Raw genomic sequence first — 20298 nt, 5'->3', positions numbered from 1 at the left:
GCGAACTCCTGGCGGGCGGACCGCTACTTGTCGTAGGCGATGGGCATGTCGATGCTGCCGTCCAGGTAGCGGGTCGGGCCGGCGGCGCTGGGATTGATGTCGAATTCGAAGATGTCCGTCGGCAGCCAGAGGGTGGCGCAGGCGTTGGGGATGTCGACCACCCCGCTGATATGCCCCTGCACCGGCGCCGAGCCCAGTAGCGAATAGCCCTGGGCGCCGCTGTAGCCGAATTTCTTCAGGTACTCGATGGCGTTGAGGCAGGCCTGCTGATAGGCCAGGTTGACGTCCAGGTAGTGCTGCTTGCCGGCATCGTCCACCGAGATGCCTTCGAAGATCAGGAAGTTGTTGTAGGTGGGCACGATGGGGCTGGGCTTGAAGATGGGATTCTTGATGCCGTACTTGGCCATGCCGCCCTTGATCAGCTCGACCTTCATGTGCACCCAGCCGGCCATCTCGATGGCGCCGCAGAAGGTGATCTCGCCATCGCCCTGGCTGAAGTGCAGGTCGCCCACCGAGAGCCCGGCGCCCTCGACGTAGACCGGGAAGAAGATCTTCGAACCCCGCGAGAGGTCCTTGATATCGCAGTTGCCACCGTGCTCGCGCGGCGGCACCGTGCGTGCGCCGGTCGCGGCGGCGGCATCACGGGCAGCGCCGGTGAGCTTGCCCAGGTGCGCGGTGGCGGCGAACGGCGGGTTGGCCAGCGGCGGTACCCGGGTCGGATTGCTGTCGATCAATTCCTGCTCGCGGGCGTTCCAGTTGGCCAGCAGCTTGGGGTCCGGCAGGCAGCCGATCAGGCCGGGGTGGATCAGCCCAGCGAAGCGCACGCCCGGGATGTGCCGGCTCTTGGTGAACATGCCCTCGAAGTCCCAGATGGACTTCTGCGCCGAGGGGAAGTAATCGGTGAGGAAGCCGCCACCATTCTGCTTGGAGAAGAAGCCGTTGAAGCCCCACAGCGAATCGGCCTTGGCGCCGATGTCGAGCAGATCGACCACCAGCAGATCGCCCGGCTCGGCACCCTGCACTCCCACCGGACCGGACAGGTAGTGCACGGTGGAGAGGTCGACATCGCGCACGTCGCTGGCGTCGTCGTCGTTCTTGATGGCGCCACCGGTCCAGTCGTAGGTTTCCAGGATGAAGTCGTCACCCGGCTTGACCCAGCAGGCCATGGGGATGTCGGGGTGCCAGCGGTTGTGGACGTTCTCGTTCTCGGTGGCGGCCTGGGTGAGGTCGACCTTGATCAGGGTGTCGGTCATGACGAAGCTCCTTGGACCTGGTGGGGCCCGCGTATCGGGGCCAGGGCGGGGTGTCGGGAGCTAGTCTTGATGCCAGGGCGAAAGGGGGAAATACGTCGGATGACGTAGCCACCGCCTGCCGCAGCCCTATTCTCGGAGGTTGCCCACGTCCCGCCCTTCTGGATCGGTGATTGCGCTACAGTTCGCCAGCGGCGCCCTGCCGGCTCTCACCACCAACCCGAGGTTGGTGCAACCCGCTCAAGCCTGGACCCGTCGATGAGTGCAGAAGACTCGGCCCCGCCAACCAATACTCCCCTCCCCGATCCGCTGTTCAACCAATCCCTGGGCAAAGGCTTGCAGGTCCTGCAGACCTTCATGGCGCAGCGCACCCTGACGCTCGGCGAGATCGCGCGGCTGACCGACATGAACAAGGCCTCCGCGCAGCGCGCCGTGCACACCCTCGAAGTTCTGGGCTACGTCGGTCGGGACCCCAGCACCCGGCGCTTTCGGCTGCTGCCGAAGGTCATCGAACTGGGCTTCAACTACCTGGCAGGTCATCCCCTGGTGCGGCTGGCGCATCCCTACCTGGCTCAGCTCGCCCAGGCCTCCGGCGAGACCGCCAGCCTCACCGAGCCGGTCGACGAGAGCATGGTCTACATTGCCCAGATCATGACGACCCAGACCATCCCCGTGCTCACCCCGGTAGGGATGCGCATTCCCATGTACTGCACCAGTTCGGGCCGCGCCTACCTGGGCTGCCTGGACGACGCCGAAGTACGGGCAGTGCTGGCCGCCGCGCCGCGCGAGGCCCGCACCCCGAGCACCCTGACCGATGTCGAGGCCATCCTCACCCGCATCCAGACCGCTCGCCACCTGGGCTACGCCATCAATTGCGAGGAATTGTTCCTCGGCGACATGGGCATCGCCGCCCCCATCGTCGACCGGCACGGCATGCCGGCAGGGGCCGTGCACCTCTCGCCGCCGACCAGTCGTTGGACCCTGGAAGAGGCGACGCAGCGACTCGCGCCCCTGGTACGCGACTGCGCCCGCAGCATTTCCGAGTCCCTCGCGCACTAACGGCGCACTGCCCGCAGGTCTGCGCACCGTTTTGAATGTGGCCAGGTGGGCGGCTTGGACACCCGGTTGGTACGGAGGGCCGTCTGGCACGCTCCCTCACCTCAAGTGATCGCGAATTTGAATCGATAATCGATACTTTAGTATCGATTGGCATACACGTTGCTTTTTCACCCTCAGCCAACTTCAACCGATGAGGGATACCGATGAGCGATGACGCCAACCGTTCCACGCCGATTGCCCGGCTTGCCGGTCTGACCCTCGCCCTGGCCTGCGCCCTGGGTGGCAGCGGCCTGGCTGCGGCGCAGGAGAAGACCCTGCGCATCGCCATGACCGCCGGGGACATCCCCCGTACCCTGGGCCAGCCGGACCAGGGCTACGAGGGCAATCGCTTCACCGGTATCACCCTCTACGACGGCCTGACCCAGTGGGACCTCAGCGCGGCGGACAAGCCCAGCGTGCTCATTCCCGACCTGGCGGAGTCCTGGGCGGTCGACCCGAACGACCACACCAAGTGGATCTTCAAGCTGCGCCAGGGTGTGACCTTCCACGATGGCTCGCCTTTCGATGCCAAGGCGGTGGTCTGGAACGTCGACAAGGTGCTGAACAAGGCGGCGCCGCAATACGATCCCTCGCAGATCGGCGTCACGGCCTCGCGCATGCCGACTCTGAGGTCCGCCCGGGTGATCGACCCCTATACCGTCGAGCTCACTACCTCCGAACCGGACTCCTTCTTGCCCTACAACCTCACCAACCTGTTCATGGCCTCGCCGACCCACTGGCAGGCCAAGTTCGACGCCGTACCGGCCGCCGTGACCGATCCGGCGCAACGCGCCCAGCAGGCCTGGACGGCCTTCGCCGCCGACGCCTCCGGCACGGGTCCGTTCAAGATGGCCAAGTTCGTCCCGCGCGAGCGCCTGGAGCTGGCGGCCAACCCCGCCTACTGGGACCCCAAGCGCCGCCCGCACATCGATCACGTGGTGCTACTGCCCCTGCCCGAAGCCAGTGCCCGCACCGCCGCCCTGCTGTCCGGCCAGGTGGACTGGATCGAAGCACCCGCGCCGGATGCCCTCGATGCGATCAAAGCGCGTGGCTACAAGATCTATTCCAACCTGCAGCCGCATCTCTGGCCCTGGCAGTTCTCCCTGCTGCCGCAATCGCCGTTCCATGACAAGCGCGTGCGCCAGGCGGCGAACCTCTGCGTGAATCGCGACGAACTCAAGACCCTGCTCAGCGGGCAGATGGAGCCGGCGACCGGGGTGGTGGAGCCGGGCGACCCCTGGCGCGGTTCGCCCAGCTTCCAGGTTCGCTACGACGTGGCCGCGGCACAGAAGCTGATGGCCGAGGCCGGCTATTCCGCCGACCACCCGGCCAAGATCAAGGTGCAAACCTCAGCCTCGGGCTCCGGCCAGATGCAGCCGCTGCCGATGAACGAGTACATCCAGGAAAACCTCAAGCAGTGCTTCTTCGACGTGCAGTTCGACGTCCTGGAATGGAACACCCTCTATTCGAGCTGGCGCCTCGGTGCCAAGGACCCGGCGGCGCACGGCGCGGACGCGACCAACGTCAGCGCGGCGACCATGGATCCCTTCTTCGCCATGGTGCGCTTCGTCAGCAGCAAGGCCTTGCCGCCGGTCTCCAACAACTGGGGCTACTACACCAACGAGCAGACCGACCAACTCATCGCCAAGGCACGCACGGCCTTCGATGAACAGGCGCGCAACCAGGCCCTGGGCATGCTGCACGCCAACATCGTCGACGAGGCGCCCTTCCTCTTCGTCGCCCATGACGTCGGCCCGCGCGCCCTCTCGCCGAAGATCGGGCACGTGGTGCAACCCCGCAGCTGGTTCATCGACATCGCCACCATGACCATGGACTGACGCCGCCTGAACCGCCCCCCCGGGGCGGTCAGCCCCGTGCTTCGCCGGCACGGACTCCCGCAGGCACAGGCCCGGAGGCTTACCACCATGCTCGGCTATCTGCTTCGCCGTCTGCTCTATGCGCTACCCATCATGCTCGGGGTGGCCTTCCTCTGTTTCATGCTGGTGCACATAGCGCCAGGCGATCCGCTGGTGTCCATCCTGCCCGCCGATGCCTCGGCCGAACTGCAGCGGCAGATGATGAGGGTCTACGGCTTCGATCGACCGCTGCCCGAGCAATTCCTGCGCTGGGTGTGGCGGGCCCTGCACGGCGATCTGGGTACCTCCATCGCCACCAGCCGGCCGGTGACCGGCGAGGTGCTCAAGGCGGTCGGCAATACCCTGATGATCGCCGTCCTCGCCAGCCTGATCGGCTTCAGCCTGGGCTCGCTGTTCGGCTTCGTCGCCGGCTACTTCCGCAACTCCTGGGCCGACCGCTTGGCCTCGCTGGTGTCGGTCATCGGCGTGAGCCTGCCCAACTACTGGCTGGGCATGGTGCTGGTCATCGTCTTTTCCGCCCAGCTGATGTGGCTGCCGGCCACCGGCGCCGGACCGGGCGGTTCCAGCGACTGGCGTTGGGACTGGGCTCACGTCCAGTACCTGATCCTGCCGGCGGTGACCATGTCCTTCATTCCCATGGGCATCGTCGCCCGTACCGTACGGGCGTTGGTGGCGGACACCCTGGCACAGGAATTCGTCATCGGCCTGCGCGCCCGCGGCCTGAGCGAAGGCGGGGTGCTGCGCCACGTGGTGAAGAACTGCGCGCCCACCGCCCTGGCGGTGGTGGGGCTGCAATTGGGTTACCTGCTCGGCGGCTCGATCCTGATCGAGACGGTATTCGCCTGGCCCGGCACCGGTTTCCTGCTCAACCAGGCGATCTTCCAACGCGACCTGCCGCTGCTGCAGGGCTCGATCCTGATCCTGGCGCTGTTCTTCGTGCTGCTGAACCTGCTGGTCGACGTCCTCCAGACCGTCCTCGACCCCCGTATCGAACGAGGCTGACATGACCGCCGCCATCCAGACGTCCCTCACCCCCGCCGCGCCCGGTGTCGCGCGCTCGCGCAGCCACCTCGCCAACGTGCTGCACCGCCTGGTGCGCAACCCGCTGGCGATGGTCTCGGCCAGTATCATCCTGCTGCTGCTCCTCATGGCGGTGTTCGCGCCCTGGATCATGCCCCACGATCCCTTCGCCACCTCGATGCTCAAGCGGCTGAAGCCCATCGGCACGCCGGGGCTGCCGCTGGGCGGCGACGAACTCGGGCGGGACCTGCTCTCGCGGCTGATCCTCGGCGCCCGCTTGTCGCTGTTCATGGGCATCGCCCCGGTGATCCTGGCCTTCGTCCTCGGCGGCACCCTCGGCATCGTCGCCGGCTACGCCGGTGGCTGGCTGAACACGGTCATCATGCGCTGCATCGACGTGCTCTACGCCTTCCCCTCGGTGCTGCTGGCCATCGCCCTGTCCGGGGCCCTGGGGGCGGGTATCACCAATGCCCTGGTGTCCCTGACCATCGTCTTCGTGCCGCAGATCGCCCGCATCGCCGAAAGCGTGACCACCGCGGTGCGGCGCAGCGACTACGTGGACGCGGCACGGGCCAGTGGCGCCTCGGCCCTGCTGATCGTGCGCAAGCACGTGCTGGGCAACGTCATAGGGCCCATCTTCGTCTATGCCACCAGCCTGATCTCGGTGTCGATGATCCTGGCCTCGGGGCTGTCGTTCCTCGGCCTCGGCGTCAAGCCGCCCGAGCCCGAATGGGGGCTGATGCTCAATACCCTGCGCACCGCCATCTACAGCCAGCCCTGGGTCGCCGCCCTGCCCGGCCTGCTGATCTTCATCACCTCGGTATCCTTCAACATGCTGGCCGACGGCCTGCGTTCGGCCATGGAGGTCAAGCAATGAGCCCGTCGCCCCTGCCAGCCCCGCTTGACCCGCGCGACGTCGGCGGTCCCGCCCAGCCGCTGCTGATCGTGCGCGACCTGAAGAAGCACTTTCCCTTGAAGAAGACCGGTTTCAGCCTGCGCCGGGAGCGCCTGGCAGTGCGCGCGGTGGACGGCGTGAGCTTCACCCTGCTCAAGGGCGAGACTCTGGGCGTGGTGGGCGAATCCGGCTGTGGCAAATCCACCACCGCCCGGCTGCTGATGCAACTCACCCGCCAGGACAGCGGCGAGCTGGTATTCGATGGCCAGACCGTCGGCGAGGTGTTGCCGCTACGCGACTATCGCCGGCAGACCCAGATGGTCTTCCAGGACAGCTACGCCTCGCTCAATCCGCGCATGACCATCGAGGATTCCATCGCCTTCGGCCCGAGCGTGCATGGCGTCTCCCGCACCGAGTCCCTGACCCGCGCCCATGACCTGCTGGCGCGGGTCGGGCTGGAGCCGAGTCGCTTCGCCGGGCGCTATCCCCACGAGCTGTCCGGTGGCCAGCGGCAGCGCGTCAACATCGCCCGGGCGCTGGCGCTGGAGCCGCGGCTGATCATCCTCGACGAATCCGTCTCCGCGCTCGACAAGTCGGTGGAGGCCCAGGTGCTGAACCTGCTGGCAGATTTGAAAGAGGCGCTGGGGCTGACCTATGTCTTCATCAGCCATGACCTCAATGTGGTGCGCTACGTCTCCGACCGGGTGCTGGTGATGTACCTCGGCGAGGTGGTCGAGGTGGGCGAGGCCGATGCCCTGTTCGAGCGCCCCCTGCACCCCTATACCCGGGCGCTGCTGCGCTCCATGCCCAGTACCGATCCCCTGCACCGTACCAAGGAAGCCCCGCTGGCGGGCGATCCGCCGAATCCCATAGCGCCCCCGTCCGCCTGCCGTTTCCATACCCGCTGCGAGTTCGCGCAAGCCGTCTGCGCCCAACGCGCACCGCGCTTCGCCGAGGCCGAGCCGGGTCGTAGCGTGGCCTGCCTGCGCTACGAGCCCGACTCCGGCTACGTGCTGTCCCCCAACCCGTCCCCGGAGGCGAGCCATGTCTGAGGCCCTCATCCAGCTGCGTGACCTGCACGTGGAATTCCACCCGCCGGGCAAGCGCATCCAGGCGGTCAACGGCGTGTCCCTGGAGGTCGGCCAGGGCGAGGTGCTGGCACTGATCGGCGAGTCCGGCTCCGGCAAGAGCGTGACGCTGCGCGCCCTGATGCGGCTGCATCCGGAAAAGACCACCCGCTATGCCGGCGGGCTGCAGATCGCCGGGGAAGATGTGCTGGCGCTGTCGGCCCAGGCGCTGACCCAGCTGCGCGGCAAGCGCGTCGCCATGATCTTCCAGGAGCCGCTGCTGGCCCTCGACCCGGTCTACACCCTCGGCCAGCAGATCATCGAGGCCATCCGCCGCCATGAGGGGCTGAGCAAGGCCGAGGCCCGGGCGCGCGCCCTGCAGCTGTTCGAACGGGTGCGTATCCCCAGCCCGGAACGCCGCCTCGACGCCTTCCCCCACGAGATGTCCGGGGGCATGCGCCAGCGCGCCATGATCGCCCTGGCCCTGGCCTGCAATCCCCAGGTGCTGCTGGCCGACGAGCCGACCACGGCGCTGGACGCCACGGTGCAGATCCAGATCCTGCTGTTGCTGCGCGAGCTGCAACGCGAACTCGGCCTGTCCATCGTCTTCGTCACCCACGACATCGGCGCCGCTGCGGAAGTCGCCGACCGCATGGCGGTGATGTACGCCGGGCGCATCGTCGAGGAAGGCCCGGCGGCCGTGCTGCTGACCCAACCCCGCCATCCCTACACCCAGGCGCTGCTGAAGAGCCGTAGCGAAGGCGCCCTGCAAAAAGGCAAGCGCCTGGACAGCATCGGCGGCGCCCCGCCGGACCTGTCCCGCCTGCCGCCCGGCTGTGCCTTCGCCGAGCGCTGCGGCCTGGCCCAGGAACACTGCCACCAGGCGGTGCCGGAGGCGACCCCGCTCGGCCACGGCCACCGCGCGGCCTGCTGGCAACTGGCGCAGACCGCACCGCCTAGCGCCCTTCACTGAATCGCCCTTTCGAACGCCTGCGGAGCCCCCATGAACGCCCAAGCCCACTGCTACCTGCCCTATCCCGACAGTCCCGTACCCCACGCGGACAGCGGCCCTCTCGGCGGCTTGAGTTTCGCCGTCAAGGATCTCTTCGACGTCGCCGGCTATCCCACCGGCTGCGGCAATCCGCACAAGCTGGCCGCGTCCGGACTCAAGTCCAGCCATGCCCCGGTCGTCCGGCAGTTGCTGGAGGCCGGCGCCCGCTTCACCGGCAAGGTCATCACCGATGAACTGGCCTTTTCCATGACCGGCAAGAACGCCCACTTCGGCACGCCGCGCAATGGCGCCGCGCCCTTGCGGATTCCCGGTGGATCCAGTTCCGGCTCGGCTGCGGCGGTGTCCAACGGTCTGTGCGACTTCGCCCTCGGCACCGACACCGGAGGGTCGGTACGGGCGCCGGCCAGCCATTGTGGGCTGATCGGGCTGCGTCCCACCCACGGCCGCATCAGCCTGGACGGCTGCATGCCGCTGGCCCACAGCTTCGATACCTGCGGTTGGTTCGCCCGCGATTTAAACACCTTCGCCCGGGTCGGCGACGTGCTGCTCGGCGCGGATCCCAGCCCCCTGCCAGCGCTGCCGCGACTGCTGCTGGCGACCGACCTCCTGGCCCTGGTCACCCCCAGCGTCCGCGAGACCACCCGCGCCCTGCTGGACGAGCTCGAATTGCTGCCGACCCCGGTCAAGGGCGCGGTGCTGCCCCTGGACGAGCTCTACTGGGCGTTCCGCCACATCCAGGGCCGCGAGGTCTGGGAGAACCAGGGCGATTTCCTCTCGCGCCATCCGGTCCAGCTCGGTCCGGGCGTGAAGGAGCGTGTGGCCTGGGCCCAGACCCTCGACGATAGCCAGGTCGCGTCCGCCAGGCAGACGGCAGGGGACTTCGCGGAACGCTTCCAGGCGCTGCTCGGCCGGGACGGCGTGCTCCTGCTGCCGACCATGCCCGATGTCGCACCGCTGCTAAGCACCTCGGACGAGGCGCTGGAGGACTACCGCAACCTGTCCATCCGCCTGCTCTGCCTGTCGGTGCTGTCGGGGTGCCCCCAGCTCTCCCTGCCGCTGCTGCAGGTCGAAGGCGCGCCCCTGGGGCTGTCGCTGATCGGCCCGCGTGGCAGCGATCTCTCCCTCATCGCCTTGGCCCGTCGCCTGACCGGCCAGCGTCTGCCCTGACTGGAGCTACCCATGACCCTGCAGATCAACTCCGACCGCCTCTGGCAATCCCTGATGCACCTCGCCGAGATCGGCGGCACCGCCAAGGGTGGCGTCTGCCGCCTGGCGCTGACCGACCTGGACCGCCAAGGGCGTGACCTCTTCGTGACCTGGTGCCGGGAAGCCGGGCTGGGCGTACGGGTGGACGCCATCGGCAACATCTTCGCCCGCCGTGAAGGCAGCGACCCCAGTCGCCGGGCCATCGCCATGGGCAGCCATATCGATACCCAGCCCACCGGCGGCAAGTTCGATGGCAACTTCGGCGTCCTCGCCGGCCTGGAGGTGCTGCGCACCCTCGACGACGCCGGCATCCGCACCGCCGCGCCCCTGGAGGTGGTGGCCTGGACCAACGAGGAAGGCTCGCGCTTCGTCCCGGTCATGATGGGCTCCGGCGTGTTCAGTGGTGCCTTCGGCCTGGACGAGGTGTTGCCGCAACAGGACATCGACGGCCTGACCGTGGGCGGTGAACTGGCGCGCATCGGCTACGCCGGCAGCCAGGCGCCCGGCGAGGTGCCCAACGGGATGTTCGACGCCTATTTCGAAGCCCATATCGAACAGGGACCGGTCCTCGAAGCCCATGACCTGACCATCGGCGTGGTCCCCGGCGCCCTCGGCCAGCGCTGGTACGACGTGGTCGTCACCGGCATGGAGGCCCATGCCGGTCCCACGCCCATGAACCAGCGCCACGATGCACTGCTGGCCGCCGCCCAGCTGGTACAGCGGATCAACCAGATCGCCCTCGACCACGCCCCCCATGCGCGGGCCACGGTCGGCTTCATACAGGTGTCGCCCAACTCGCGCAACACCATCCCCGGTACGGTCAAGTTCTCCGTCGACCTGCGCGCCCTCGACGACGCCGTGCTGTCCGCCATGGACCAGGCGCTACGAGACAGCTGCGCGGCGCTGATGGCCAGCGATGCGCGGCTGGATGTCGCCGTGGAACAGGTCGTCTACTTCAAGCCCTGTCACTTCGATGCCGACTGCATCGGGCTGGTGCGCAGCGCGGCGGACACCCTGGGGCTGGCCAGCATGGATGTGGTCAGCGGCGCCGGCCACGACGCCGTCTACCTGGCCGCGGTGGCACCCAGCGCCATGATCTTCGTGCCCTGCAAGGACGGCATCAGCCACAACGAGCTGGAGGATGCCCAGCAGGAGCACCTGGCCGCAGGCGCCAATGTGTTGCTGCATGCGGTGCTGGCCCGGGCGTCCTGACGGATCCTCTCGTGTGGTGTTTCAGAGGCGAACGTCTGAAACATCACACGAGCAAGCGGACGGCGGACGTTCGCTATCGCGGCCATGCCGGTGCGCCGTAGCGACTGTTCCTGCCGGACGGCGTAGGTTGGGTTGAGCGCAGCGAAGCCCAACACGGTCTCCGGGCGCCGGTCATGTTGGGCTTCGACGATGGAGCCGTCTCAACCCAACCTACGGTCTATCACGGCCATGGCGGCGGTAAGACAGTTGCTCATAAAGGGCAATCCATACTGTAAGAGCGGTCGCTACAGCGCACCGGCATGGCCGAGACCGATGTGGATAGCGCACAGGCGCTCAGACCGACAGATAGCGGCTGATGGTCGCCTCGTCGACTTTGTCGCGGGTTTCCTCCACCACGAAGCGGCCCTTCTCGATCACCAGGAAGCGGTCGGCGATATCGAGGGTGAAGGACAGCACCTGCTCGGACACCACGATGGTCAAGTCCCGCATGGTGCGGATCTCCTTCAGGGTGCGGGCGATGTCCTTGATGATCGAGGGCTGGATGCCCTCGGTCGGCTCGTCCAGCAGCAGCACCTTGGGATTGGTGGCCAGGGCGCGGGCGATAGCCAGTTGTTGCTGCTGGCCGCCGGAGAGGTTGCCGCCCTTGCGCTGGCGCATCTCGTGCAGCACCGGGAACAGCGCATAGAGATCGTCCGGCACCCTGCCCCTGGCCGAGGCCGGCAGGCCGGTCTGGATATTCTCCAGCACCGTCATGTGGGAAAAGATCATCCGCCCCTGGGGCACGTAGGCGATGCCGCGCTCGACCCGCTGGTGGGTCTCCAATGTCGAGACATCCTGGCCGTCCACCGCGACGCTGCCACTCCAGCTCGGCAGGATGCCCATGAGGCTGCGGAAGAAGGTGCTCTTGCCCATGCCGTTGCGCCCCATGACGGCGACGATTTCCTGTTTCGCCACGTCCAGGCTGAGTTCGTGGAGGATGCGGCTCTGGCCGTAGCCGGAGACGAGGTTCTGGATGGTGAACATGGCCGGGATCTCCGTGATCGGCTGGGTGGATGGGGATAGCCGGGGTCTCAATGCCCCAGGTACACCTCGATGACCTTAGGATCGCTCTGCACCGCCTCCATGCTGCCTTCGGCCAGCACCTTGCCCTGGTGCAGCACCGTGACCTTGTGGGCGATGCTCTTGACGAACTCCATGTCGTGTTCGATGACCAGCACCGAGCGCCCCTGGCTGATCCGGTTGAGCAGCTCGGCGGTCTGGGCCCGCTCGGACACGCTCATGCCCGCCACCGGCTCGTCGAGCATCAGCAGTTCCGGGTCCTGCATCAGCAGCATGCCGATCTCCAGCCACTGCTTCTGGCCGTGGGAGAGCAGGTCCGCCTGCTGGTGCAGCAGGTCGGCGAGAAAGATCTGCTCGGCCACCTCCGCTACCCGGGCGACCACTGCCGCGCTGCGCTTGAAGAACAGCGCGCCGAACACCTTACGGCCCTCGGGATAGGACATCTCCAGGTTCTCGAACACCGTGAGGTTTTCGTAGATCGAGGGATTCTGGAACTTGCGACCGACGCCGGCGCGGACGATGTCGAACTCCTTCATCCTGGTCAGCTCGCGGCCGTTGAATTCGATGCTGCCGGCGGTGGCGCGGGTCTTGCCGCAGATCAGGTCGAGCACCGTGGTCTTGCCGGCACCATTGGGGCCGATCACCACGTGCACCTCGTTGCGGTCGACATAGAGATTGAGGTCGTTCACCGCCTTGAAGCCGTCGAAGGAGACAGTCAGGCCTTCGATGGCCAGCACCGGCTTGGCCAGCTGGAAACCGACGGGACTGGTGTTCATGGCGTAGTCTCCAGCGGGGATGGCTTGGCAGCGGTGGGCTTGGCTGGTGCGGCGACGGTGCGGGCCGGCTGGCGTCTGAGGCGGGCGACCAGGGGCAGTCCATGGCTCTTCCACAGGCCGGCAAGGCCGTTGGGGAAGTAGAGGACCACCGCGATGAACAGCCCGCCCATCAGGTACAGCCAGAGTTCGGGGAAGGACTCGGAGAAATAGGTCTTGCCGAAATTCACCAGCAGGGTGCCGTACACCGCGCCGAGCAGCGACAGGCGCCCGCCGACGGCGGCGAAGATCACCATCTCGATGGAGGGCACGATGCCGACGAAGGACGGCGACATGAAGCCCACTTGCAGGGCGAACATGGCCCCGCCCACCGCCGAAAAGGCCGCGGCCACGCAGAACACGAAGATCTTGAAGCTGGCCACGTCGTAGCCGGAGAAGCGCACCCGCTCTTCCTTGTCGCGCATGGCCACCAGCAGCCGACCGAGCTTGGAGGCCAGCACGAAGCGGGCGAGCAGGATGCAGGCGAACAGCAGGCCGGCGTTGATGAAGTACAGGGTGACCTTGGCACTGTCCGGGCGGATGTCCCAGCCCAGTACCGTCTTCAGGTCGGTGATGCCGTTGACCCCGCCGGTCAGGCCCTGCTGGCCGATGATGAGGATGCTCAGGATGGCGGCGATGGCCTGGGTGACGATGGAGAAATAGACGTCCCCGACTCGCCGCTTGAACATCGCCATGCCGATGATGAAGGCCAGCAGCGCCGGTACCGCGACCACCGCCACCAGGGTGAAGCCGAAACTGTGGAACGGCTGCCAGAGCCAGGGCAGTTCGGTGATCTGGTTCCAGTCCATGAAGTCCGGAATGCCGGGGGTGGACTGGATCTTGGTGCTCACCGGGTCCGAGGCCTCCAGCTTGAGGAACATCGCCATGCAGTAGCCGCCGAGGCCGAAGAAGATCCCCTGGCCGAGGCTGAGGATGCCGCCATAGCCCCAGCACAGCACCAGGCCTACGGCGACGAACGCATAGGTCAGGTACTTGCCGACCAGGTTCAGGCGGAAGGTATCCAGCGCCAGCGGGAACACCACCAGGATCAGCGCGGCCAGCACCAGCAGGCCGAGGGCACCCTGGCGACCGCCGAGCAGGTTGTCGATTGCCTTGTTCATCTCGCGCTCCCTACTTGCGGACTTTTGCCGAGAACAGCCCCTGGGGCCGCAGCATCAGGATGAGGATCACCGCCGACAGGGTCAGCACCTTGGCCATGGAGCCGGAGAGGAAGAACTCCAGCAGCGATTGCGCCTGGGCGATGCCGAAGGCCGAGGCGATGGTGCCGAGCAGGCTGGCCGCGCCACCGAACACCACCACCAGGAAGGTATCGACGATGTACAGCGAACCCGCGGTGGGGCCGATGGAGCCGATGGTGGTGAAGGCCGCGCCGGCCACCCCGGCCACGCCGCAGCCCAGGGCGAAGGTCATGCGGTCCACCCGCCGGGTATTGATGCCTACGGCCCGCGCCATCAGCCGGTTCTGCACCGTCGCCCGGACCTGCAGGCCCCAGCGCGAGCGGTACAGCATGAGGAACAGGGTGATGGTCAGCAGCACCGTCACCGCCATCACGAAGAGGCCGCTCTTGGGAATGTCGATGCTGGCGGTAGGGCTCCAGGAGCCCATCAGCCATTCCGGCATCTCGGCGCTCACCTCGCGGGCGCCGAACACCGAGCGAAACAGTTGCTGCAGGATCAGCGACAGGCCCCAGGTGGCCAGCAGGGTGTCCAGCGGCCGCTGATACAGCCGGCTGATCATCGCCCACTCCACCAGCCAGCCGATGGCGCCGGCGACGAAGAAGGCCAGGACGATGGCGAAGAAGAAGTAATAGGGCTGCAAGGCGGGGAAATGATGCTGGATCAACGTCGACACGACATAGGTGGTGTAGGCGCCGACGGCGAGGAATTCGCCATGGGCCATGTTGATCACCCCCATCTGCCCGAAGATGATCGCCAGGCCCAGCGCCATCAGCAGCAGCACGCAGAACACCGACAGGCCGTTGAAGCCCTGCATCACGGCGATCGCGCCGAAGTCCGATAAGCTTTCCATGAGACTCTCCCGCGGAGGTGGGCGGGGCCGCCACAGAGGCGGCCCCGAACTGGCGCTTACTGATAACCCTTGGGGAAGGGGTTTGGCTCGATCAGCTCGGGCGACTCGTAGACCACTTTGAAGGTGCCGTCCGGCTGGATCTGGGCGATGCGCGAGCGGCTCCAGAGGTGATGGTTGTCATGCACCTTCACGTAGCCTTCCGGGGCGGTCTTGAGTTCCAGGCCCGGCGAGGCGGCGACCACCTTGTCGACGTCGAAGCTGCCGGCCTTCTCCACCGCCATCTTCCACAGCCAGGGCCCGAGGTAGGCGGCCTGGGTCACGTCGCCGATCACCGCGTCCTTGCCGTACTTGGCCTTGAAGGCCTCGACGAAGGCCTTGTTGTTGGGGTTGTCCAGGGTCTGGAAGTACTTCATCGACGAGTAGAAGCCGGCCATGTTCTCGCCGCCGATGCCGAGCATCTCGTCCTCGGTCACCGAGAGGGTCAGCAGATTCTGCTTGGCGGAGGTGATGCCGGCCGCCTTGAGCTGCTTGTAGAAGGCCACGTTGGAACCGCCGACCACCGCGGCGAAGACCACGTCGGGCTTCTTCAGCTTGATCTTGTTGGTCAGGGAGCCGAACTGGGTGCCGCCCAGCGGGTAGTACTCCTCCCCCACCACCTCGCCGTGCAGCACGTTCTCGATGTGCTTGCGGGCGATCTTCATCGAGGTGCGCGGCCAGATGTAGTCCGAGCCCACCAGGTAGAAGGTCTTGGCGCCCTTCTCCTTGGCCAGCCAGTCCAGCGCCGAGAGGATCTGCTGGGTGGCTTCCTGGCCGGTGTAGAAGACGTTCTTCGATTGCTCCAGGCCCTCGTAGAAGGTCGGGTAGTAGAGCAGGCCGTTGTCCTTCTCGAAGATTGGCAGCACCGCCTTGCGCGAGGCCGAGGTCCAGCAGCCGAACACCGCGGCGACCTTGTCGGCCTCCAGCAGCTTCTTGGCCTTTTCGGCGAAGGTTGGCCAGTCGGAGGCGCCGTCTTCCTGGATGATCTTGACCTGGCGGCCGAGCACCCCGCCCTGGGCATTGATCTGCTCGATGGCCAGGCGCTCGGCCTGGATGGCGCCGGTCTCGGAGATGGCCATGGTGCCGGTGGCCGAATGCAACTGGCCAACGGTGACCTCCTTGTCGGTGACGGCCAGGCCCGTGGTATTGGCGGCGTCCGCCATCACGCCCTGGCTGAACACGCTGGCCGCCAGCAGGGACAACGCCGCGGCGCCCAGCGCCAGGCGCCGGGGAAGGCTGGATTTCACGCCCGATGATCTGTGCATCTTCTCGCTCCTCTAGGTGATTGCCGTTCGTCCCTGGGGGCCAGGACTGCGGGTTTTCGCTGCGGAGCAAGAATGGGGTGGCGGTGCCGCTACCGAACATACGCAGGATGACGTAAGGGCATACGTCATCTGACGTACTGCCGGCTGCAACGCCCTGGGGCATGCTGGGTCCATCGCGCGCCCGCGCGGAGCAAGGTTGCCCGGGCGATATATGCCGAGGCGTCAGGCACGGGCCCCATGGTGGGGCACGGAACTTGCCTGACGAGCCCACCGCCCCCTCAGGAGCCCAGCCGTGCAGCAGACCGGGACGCAACGCATCGCCAAGATCCGCCGCGACTACAACAGCTGGGTCGCCGACGAGACGCTGGAAGACTACGCCCTGCGCTACACCCCCCGGTCGTTCCGCAAATGGTCGGAATTCCGCATCGCCAATACCGCCCTGGGTGCCCTCTCCTTCCTGGCCCTGGAGGCCATCGGCGGCGCCCTGGCGATCAGCTACGGCTTCACCAACACCCTCTGGGCGGTACTGGCGGTGAGCCTGGTGATCTTCCTCACCGGCCTGCCGATCAGCTACTACGCGGCGCGCTATGGGGTGGACATGGATCTGCTCACCCGCGGCGCCGGTTTCGGCTACATCGGCTCCACCATCACCTCGCTGATCTACGCCAGCTTCACCTTCCTGTTCTTCGCCCTGGAAGCGGCGATCATGGCGCTGGCCCTGGAGCTGTACTTCCGCATCCCCCTGGCGCTGGCCTATGTGATCTGCTCGATCATCGTGATTCCCCTGGTCACCTATGGCATCACCCTGATCAATCGCCTGCAGCTGTGGAGCCAGCCGCTCTGGCTGATCCTGCTGGCGTTGCCCTACGCCTTCGTCATCGCCAAGAATCCCGGTGCCCTGGCGGACTGGACCACCTTCGCCGGCCGCGAGGGCGAGGCCGGTGCCTTCAACCTGCTGTCCTTCGGCGCCGCCTGCACCGTGGGCCTGGCGCTGGTGACCCAGATCGGCGAACAGGTCGATTACCTGCGCTTCCTGCCCGAGAAGACCGCCGCCAACCGCCGCCGCTGGTGGGCCGCGCTGCTCCTGGCCGGCCCTGGCTGGATCCTGCCCGGGGCGCTGAAGATGCTCGCCGGCGCCTTCCTGGCCTTTCTCGCCCTGCAGCATGAAATCCCCCTGGAGCGCGCCGCCGAGCCGACCCAGATGTACCTGGTGGCCTTCGGCTACGTCTTTTCGTCGCCGGGCTGGGCCATGGGCGCCATGGTGCTGTTCGTCATCGTCAGCCAGATCAAGATCAACCTGACCAACGCCTATGCCGGCTCCCTGGCCTGGTCCAACTTCTTCGCCCGGGTCACCCACAGCCATCCCGGCCGCGTGGTCTGGCTGGTGTTCAATGTGCTGATCGCGTTGATGCTCATGGAGCTGGGGGTGTTCCAGGCCATCGAGGAGGTGCTCGGGCTCTATGCCAACATCGCCATCGCCTGGATCGGCGCGGTGGTCGCCGACCTGGTGATCAACAAGCCGCTGGGGCTGTCGCCCAGGCACATAGAGTTCAAGCGCGCGCACCTCTACGACATCAACCCGGTGGGGGTCGGGGCCATGCTGCTGGCCTCGCTGCTCTCCGGCCTGGCCCACGCCGGGGTGTTCGGCGCCCTGGCCCAGGCCATCTCGCCGGCGGTGTCCCTGCTCGCGGCACTGGTCTGCGCCCCGCTGCTGGCCTGGCTCACCCGGGGCCGCTACTACATCGCCCGCACCAGCGTGCTGAAGCTGCTCCATCCCGCCCAGGTCCACCTGGAATGCGTGCTCTGCACCAACGCCTTCGAGCGCGAAGACATCGCCTTCTGCCCAGCGTACGGCGCGCCCATCTGCTCGCTGTGCTGCGCCCTGGACGCGCGCTGCGGCGACCTGTGCAAGCCCGCGGCGCGGCTGTCCGCGCAGTTCGATACCTTGCTGCGCTGGCTGCTGCCGAACACCTCGGTGCCGCGCCTGCATACCCGCCTGGCGCATTATCTGGGCGTGCTGCTGGTCATGGTCGGGCTGATGTTCTGCGCCCTGGCGCTGATCTACAGCCAGGTCTCCCAGGGCCTGCAGGGCGACGAGCGCCACCTGCTCTACCAGGGTTTCTTCAAGGCCTTCATGGTGCTCACCCTGTTCGCCGGGGCGCTGGCCTGGTGGGTGGTGCTGACCCGCGAGAGCCGCCACGTGGCCCTGGAGGAGTCGACCCGCCAGACCGCGCTGCTGATGCAGGAAATCCAGGCCCACCGCAAGACCGACGAGGCCCTGCAGCGCGCCAAGGAAGCCTCGGAGGCCGCCAACGCCGCCAAGAGTCGCTACGTCACCGGCCTGTCCCATGAGCTGCGCACGCCGCTGAACAGCATCCTCGGCTACACCCAGATCCTGCAGCGCGATGCAGCCAGCAACAGCCGCCAGCAGGACGCCCTGGCCACCATCTACCGCAGCGGCTCGCACCTGCTGTCGCTGATCGACGGCCTGCTGGACGTGGCCAAGATCGAGGCCGGCAAGCTCAACCTGGAACCCTCGGAAATCCCCTTCCCGGAATTCATCGAGCAGCTGCAGCAGATGTTCGCCCCCCAGGCCCAGGACAAGGGCCTGGGCTTCCGCCTCGACGCCCAAGGGCGCCTGCCAGCGGTGGTCCGCGGCGACGAAAAGCGCGTCCGCCAGATCCTCATCAACCTGCTCGGCAATGCCGTGCGCTACACCGACCGGGGCGGCGTGGTGCTGGGGGTCACCTACGCGCGGGAAACCGCCACCTTCGAGATCCTCGACAGCGGCCTGGGGATCGCCCCGGAGCAGCTGGAGCGGCTGTTCCAGCCTTTCGAACGCGGTGACCCGCTGCGCCAGGACAACGGCCTCGGCCTGGGCCTGACCATCACCCGCATGCTGGTGACCCTCATGGGCGGCGCCCTGGATGTCCAGAGTACGCCAGGCCAGGGCACCCGCTTCATCGTGCGGCTGTTCCTTTCCGAGGTGCGGGTGCCCCAGGCGCTGGTCCACGTCGAGCACCCTATCAGCGGCTACCAGGGGCCGCGCCGTCGGGTACTGCTGGTGGACGATCACCTCGACCATCGCCGCGTGTTGGCCGGCATGCTCGAACCCCTGGGTTTCGAACTGGCCGAGGCCAGCAACGGTCAGGACGCCATCCGCCAGGTGGCCTTGTGGCAGCCGGACCTGATCCTCATGGACCTGTCCATGCCGTTGCTCGACGGCCTGGAGACCAGCACCCTGATCCGCCGCAACGGCCTCTCCCGGGCGCCGATCATCGTCATCTCCGCCAATGCCTTCGCCGACGACCGTGAGCGCAGCGCCGCCGCCGCTTGCGACGACTACTTGGCCAAGCCGGTGCACACGCCGCAGTTGCTGGAGAAGATCAGGAAGCACCTGAACCTGGAATGGCTGGAGCGCCCAGCGGGGCCACCCCAGGCATCGCCGCTGCCCCTGCAGGCACCGAGCGCCGCCAGTCTGGCCGAGCTACGGGAGCTGGGCGCCCTGGGCTACGTCAAGGGTATCCTCGAATGCCTGGAGCGCATCGAGCGCGACGAGCCGCTCAGCGCCGCCTATGTCGCCAGCCTGCGCAGCCTGGTCAAGCGCTTCCAGCTCAACGACTTCAACCGCCGCCTCAAGGACAGCCTGCAGCCGGCCGACCTGCCCCTGGAAGGAGAACACCCATGAATGCCGTCCTACAGCCCGCTCCCGCCGGCGTCGTGCTGATCGTCGATGACACCCCCGACAACCTCGCGCTGCTCTCCGATGCGCTGGACGCCAGCGGCTACATGGTGCTGGTGGCCATGGACGGGGCCAGCGCCCTGGAACGCATGCAGCGCCGGCGGCCAGACGTGGTGCTGCTCGATGCGGTGATGCCTGGCCTGGACGGCTTCGAGACTTGCCGGCGGATCAAGGCCCAGGCCGAACTGGCCGACATCCCGGTGCTGTTCATGACCGCCCTGACCGAGAGCGAACATGTGGTGGAGGCCTTCGCCGCGGGCGGCATCGACTACGTCACCAAGCCGCTGAAGACCGACGAGGTGCTGGCACGGGTGGCCGCCCACCTGCGCACGGCCCGCGAACTCCAGGCGGCCAGGAGCCTGCCGGTGAGCCGGCCCCAGGCCAGGACCGCGCTGGACCTCGCGCCCCTCAGCAGCCGCTACCAACTGACCGGCCGCGAGGTCGAGGTGCTGCACTGGGTGGCCTGCGGCAAGACCAACCGCGACATCGGCGACATCCTCGGCCTCTCACCGCGGACGGTGAACAAGCACCTGGAACACGTCTATGTGAAGCTCGGCGTGGAAACCCGCACCGCCGCCGCCACCCTGGCCATCGCGGCCTGTCGCTGAGGCGAGAAGTACCGCCTGCCGCATCCTTCCAGTTTGCGGAATAAAGAACTGACGAGAACGCCCATTCCCGCAATACCCATTAGCTCCCAA

Annotated in this window: 16 protein-coding genes; 10 read left to right on the top strand and 6 right to left on the bottom strand. The window is 67.0% G+C overall.

Translation table 11 applies throughout. From position 1 onward, the window contains the following. Positions 1–23: 23 nt before the first annotated feature. A complete protein-coding gene (gene fmdA, locus CCZ28_RS04105) occupies positions 24–1253 on the bottom strand; it encodes a formamidase (protein ID WP_140216134.1) in 1230 nt (409 codons plus the stop codon). A 255-nt stretch (positions 1254–1508) separates the two neighbouring features. Between fmdA and CCZ28_RS04100 the strand changes: the two genes are divergently transcribed. The 8 genes from CCZ28_RS04100 (at position 1509) to CCZ28_RS04065 (ending at position 10637) form a co-directional block, all read left to right on the top strand. Next, positions 1509–2309 (top strand): IclR family transcriptional regulator, encoded by an 801-nt coding sequence (locus tag CCZ28_RS04100; RefSeq protein WP_140216132.1) that lies wholly within the window; start codon positions 1509–1511, stop codon positions 2307–2309. Between the two features lie 203 nt (positions 2310–2512). Further along, complete coding sequence (locus CCZ28_RS04095; RefSeq protein WP_140216130.1) at positions 2513–4186, top strand: ABC transporter substrate-binding protein; 1674 nt, start codon at positions 2513–2515, stop codon at positions 4184–4186. An 87-nt stretch (positions 4187–4273) separates the two neighbouring features. Continuing rightward, positions 4274–5227 carry an ABC transporter permease gene (locus CCZ28_RS04090; RefSeq protein WP_058761926.1) on the top strand — a complete coding sequence of 318 codons (954 nt, stop codon included), beginning with the start codon at positions 4274–4276 and terminating at the stop codon, positions 5225–5227. A gap of 1 nt (position 5228) precedes the next feature. Beyond that, positions 5229–6122 carry an ABC transporter permease gene (locus CCZ28_RS04085; protein WP_140216128.1) on the top strand — a complete coding sequence of 298 codons (894 nt, stop codon included), beginning with the start codon at positions 5229–5231 and terminating at the stop codon, positions 6120–6122. Then, positions 6119–7192, top strand: coding sequence for an ABC transporter ATP-binding protein (locus CCZ28_RS04080; protein WP_140216126.1), 1074 nt, complete (start codon positions 6119–6121; stop codon positions 7190–7192). The genes CCZ28_RS04085 and CCZ28_RS04080 overlap by 4 nt, the downstream gene beginning before the upstream one ends. Further along, the gene (locus CCZ28_RS04075) at positions 7185–8180 is read left to right on the top strand and encodes an ABC transporter ATP-binding protein (RefSeq protein ID WP_140216124.1); all 996 of its coding nucleotides are present in this window, start codon (positions 7185–7187) and stop codon (positions 8178–8180) included. Before CCZ28_RS04080 ends, CCZ28_RS04075 begins: the two co-directional genes overlap by 8 nt. Before the next feature lie 30 nt (positions 8181–8210). Beyond that, entirely contained in the window at positions 8211–9386 is a 1176-nt protein-coding gene (locus CCZ28_RS04070; protein ID WP_140216122.1) for an amidase, read from the top strand. Positions 9387–9398: 12 nt separating this feature from the next. Then, positions 9399–10637, top strand: a complete 1239-nt coding sequence (locus tag CCZ28_RS04065) for a Zn-dependent hydrolase (protein ID WP_140216120.1) — start codon at positions 9399–9401, stop codon at positions 10635–10637. Positions 10638–10970: 333 nt separating this feature from the next. On the opposite strand, the gene urtE is transcribed toward CCZ28_RS04065, so the two are convergent. From urtE to urtA, 5 genes are read right to left on the bottom strand one after another with little or no spacing between them, the layout of a single operon-like run. After that, entirely contained in the window at positions 10971–11660 is a 690-nt protein-coding gene (gene urtE, locus CCZ28_RS04060; RefSeq protein WP_140216118.1) for an urea ABC transporter ATP-binding subunit UrtE, read from the bottom strand. Between the two features lie 47 nt (positions 11661–11707). Continuing rightward, positions 11708–12472 carry an urea ABC transporter ATP-binding protein UrtD gene (gene urtD, locus CCZ28_RS04055; RefSeq protein ID WP_140216116.1) on the bottom strand — a complete coding sequence of 255 codons (765 nt, stop codon included), beginning with the start codon at positions 12470–12472 and terminating at the stop codon, positions 11708–11710. After that, positions 12469–13629 carry an urea ABC transporter permease subunit UrtC gene (urtC, locus tag CCZ28_RS04050; RefSeq protein ID WP_140216115.1) on the bottom strand — a complete coding sequence of 387 codons (1161 nt, stop codon included), beginning with the start codon at positions 13627–13629 and terminating at the stop codon, positions 12469–12471. Before urtC ends, urtD begins: the two co-directional genes overlap by 4 nt. Before the next feature lie 10 nt (positions 13630–13639). Continuing rightward, a complete protein-coding gene (gene urtB, locus CCZ28_RS04045; RefSeq protein ID WP_167509205.1) occupies positions 13640–14557 on the bottom strand; it encodes an urea ABC transporter permease subunit UrtB in 918 nt (305 codons plus the stop codon). A 56-nt stretch (positions 14558–14613) separates the two neighbouring features. Further along, complete coding sequence (gene urtA / locus CCZ28_RS04040; RefSeq protein ID WP_140216113.1) at positions 14614–15858, bottom strand: urea ABC transporter substrate-binding protein; 1245 nt, start codon at positions 15856–15858, stop codon at positions 14614–14616. A gap of 292 nt (positions 15859–16150) precedes the next feature. On the opposite strand from urtA, the gene CCZ28_RS04035 reads away from it, so the two are divergent. Next, entirely contained in the window at positions 16151–19546 is a 3396-nt protein-coding gene (locus tag CCZ28_RS04035) for a hybrid sensor histidine kinase/response regulator (protein WP_140216111.1), read from the top strand. Beyond that, positions 19543–20208, top strand: coding sequence for a response regulator (locus tag CCZ28_RS04030; RefSeq protein WP_140216109.1), 666 nt, complete (start codon positions 19543–19545; stop codon positions 20206–20208). Before CCZ28_RS04035 ends, CCZ28_RS04030 begins: the two co-directional genes overlap by 4 nt. Positions 20209–20298: the final 90 nt, after the last annotated feature.

Origin of the sequence: Pseudomonas oryzihabitans (assembly GCF_006384975.1) — a bacterium.
Classification (GTDB): domain Bacteria; phylum Pseudomonadota; class Gammaproteobacteria; order Pseudomonadales; family Pseudomonadaceae; genus Chryseomonas; species Chryseomonas psychrotolerans_B.
The sequence above is the reverse complement of the archived record's forward strand: the minus strand, read 5'-3'. Positions and strand labels throughout refer to the sequence as shown.

Excerpts from the sequence above, each read along its gene's own strand:
- fmdA (WP_140216134.1), bottom strand. The coding sequence starts at position 1,253 with ATGACCGACACCCTGATCAAGGTCGACCTCACCCAGGCCGCCACCGAG.
- CCZ28_RS04085 (WP_140216128.1), top strand. The coding sequence starts at position 5,229 with ATGACCGCCGCCATCCAGACGTCCCTCACCCCCGCCGCGCCCGGTGTC.
- urtA (WP_140216113.1), bottom strand. The coding sequence starts at position 15,858 with ATGCACAGATCATCGGGCGTGAAATCCAGCCTTCCCCGGCGCCTGGCG.
- urtD (WP_140216116.1), bottom strand. The coding sequence starts at position 12,472 with ATGAACACCAGTCCCGTCGGTTTCCAGCTGGCCAAGCCGGTGCTGGCC.
- CCZ28_RS04095 (WP_140216130.1), top strand. The coding sequence starts at position 2,513 with ATGAGCGATGACGCCAACCGTTCCACGCCGATTGCCCGGCTTGCCGGT.
- urtC (WP_140216115.1), bottom strand. The coding sequence starts at position 13,629 with ATGAACAAGGCAATCGACAACCTGCTCGGCGGTCGCCAGGGTGCCCTC.
- CCZ28_RS04090 (WP_058761926.1), top strand. The coding sequence starts at position 4,274 with ATGCTCGGCTATCTGCTTCGCCGTCTGCTCTATGCGCTACCCATCATG.
- urtE (WP_140216118.1), bottom strand. The coding sequence starts at position 11,660 with ATGTTCACCATCCAGAACCTCGTCTCCGGCTACGGCCAGAGCCGCATC.
- CCZ28_RS04075 (WP_140216124.1), top strand. The coding sequence starts at position 7,185 with ATGTCTGAGGCCCTCATCCAGCTGCGTGACCTGCACGTGGAATTCCAC.
- CCZ28_RS04100 (WP_140216132.1), top strand. The coding sequence starts at position 1,509 with ATGAGTGCAGAAGACTCGGCCCCGCCAACCAATACTCCCCTCCCCGAT.
- CCZ28_RS04080 (WP_140216126.1), top strand. The coding sequence starts at position 6,119 with ATGAGCCCGTCGCCCCTGCCAGCCCCGCTTGACCCGCGCGACGTCGGC.
- urtB (WP_167509205.1), bottom strand. The coding sequence starts at position 14,557 with ATGGAAAGCTTATCGGACTTCGGCGCGATCGCCGTGATGCAGGGCTTC.
- CCZ28_RS04070 (WP_140216122.1), top strand. The coding sequence starts at position 8,211 with ATGAACGCCCAAGCCCACTGCTACCTGCCCTATCCCGACAGTCCCGTA.
- CCZ28_RS04065 (WP_140216120.1), top strand. The coding sequence starts at position 9,399 with ATGACCCTGCAGATCAACTCCGACCGCCTCTGGCAATCCCTGATGCAC.
- CCZ28_RS04030 (WP_140216109.1), top strand. The coding sequence starts at position 19,543 with ATGAATGCCGTCCTACAGCCCGCTCCCGCCGGCGTCGTGCTGATCGTC.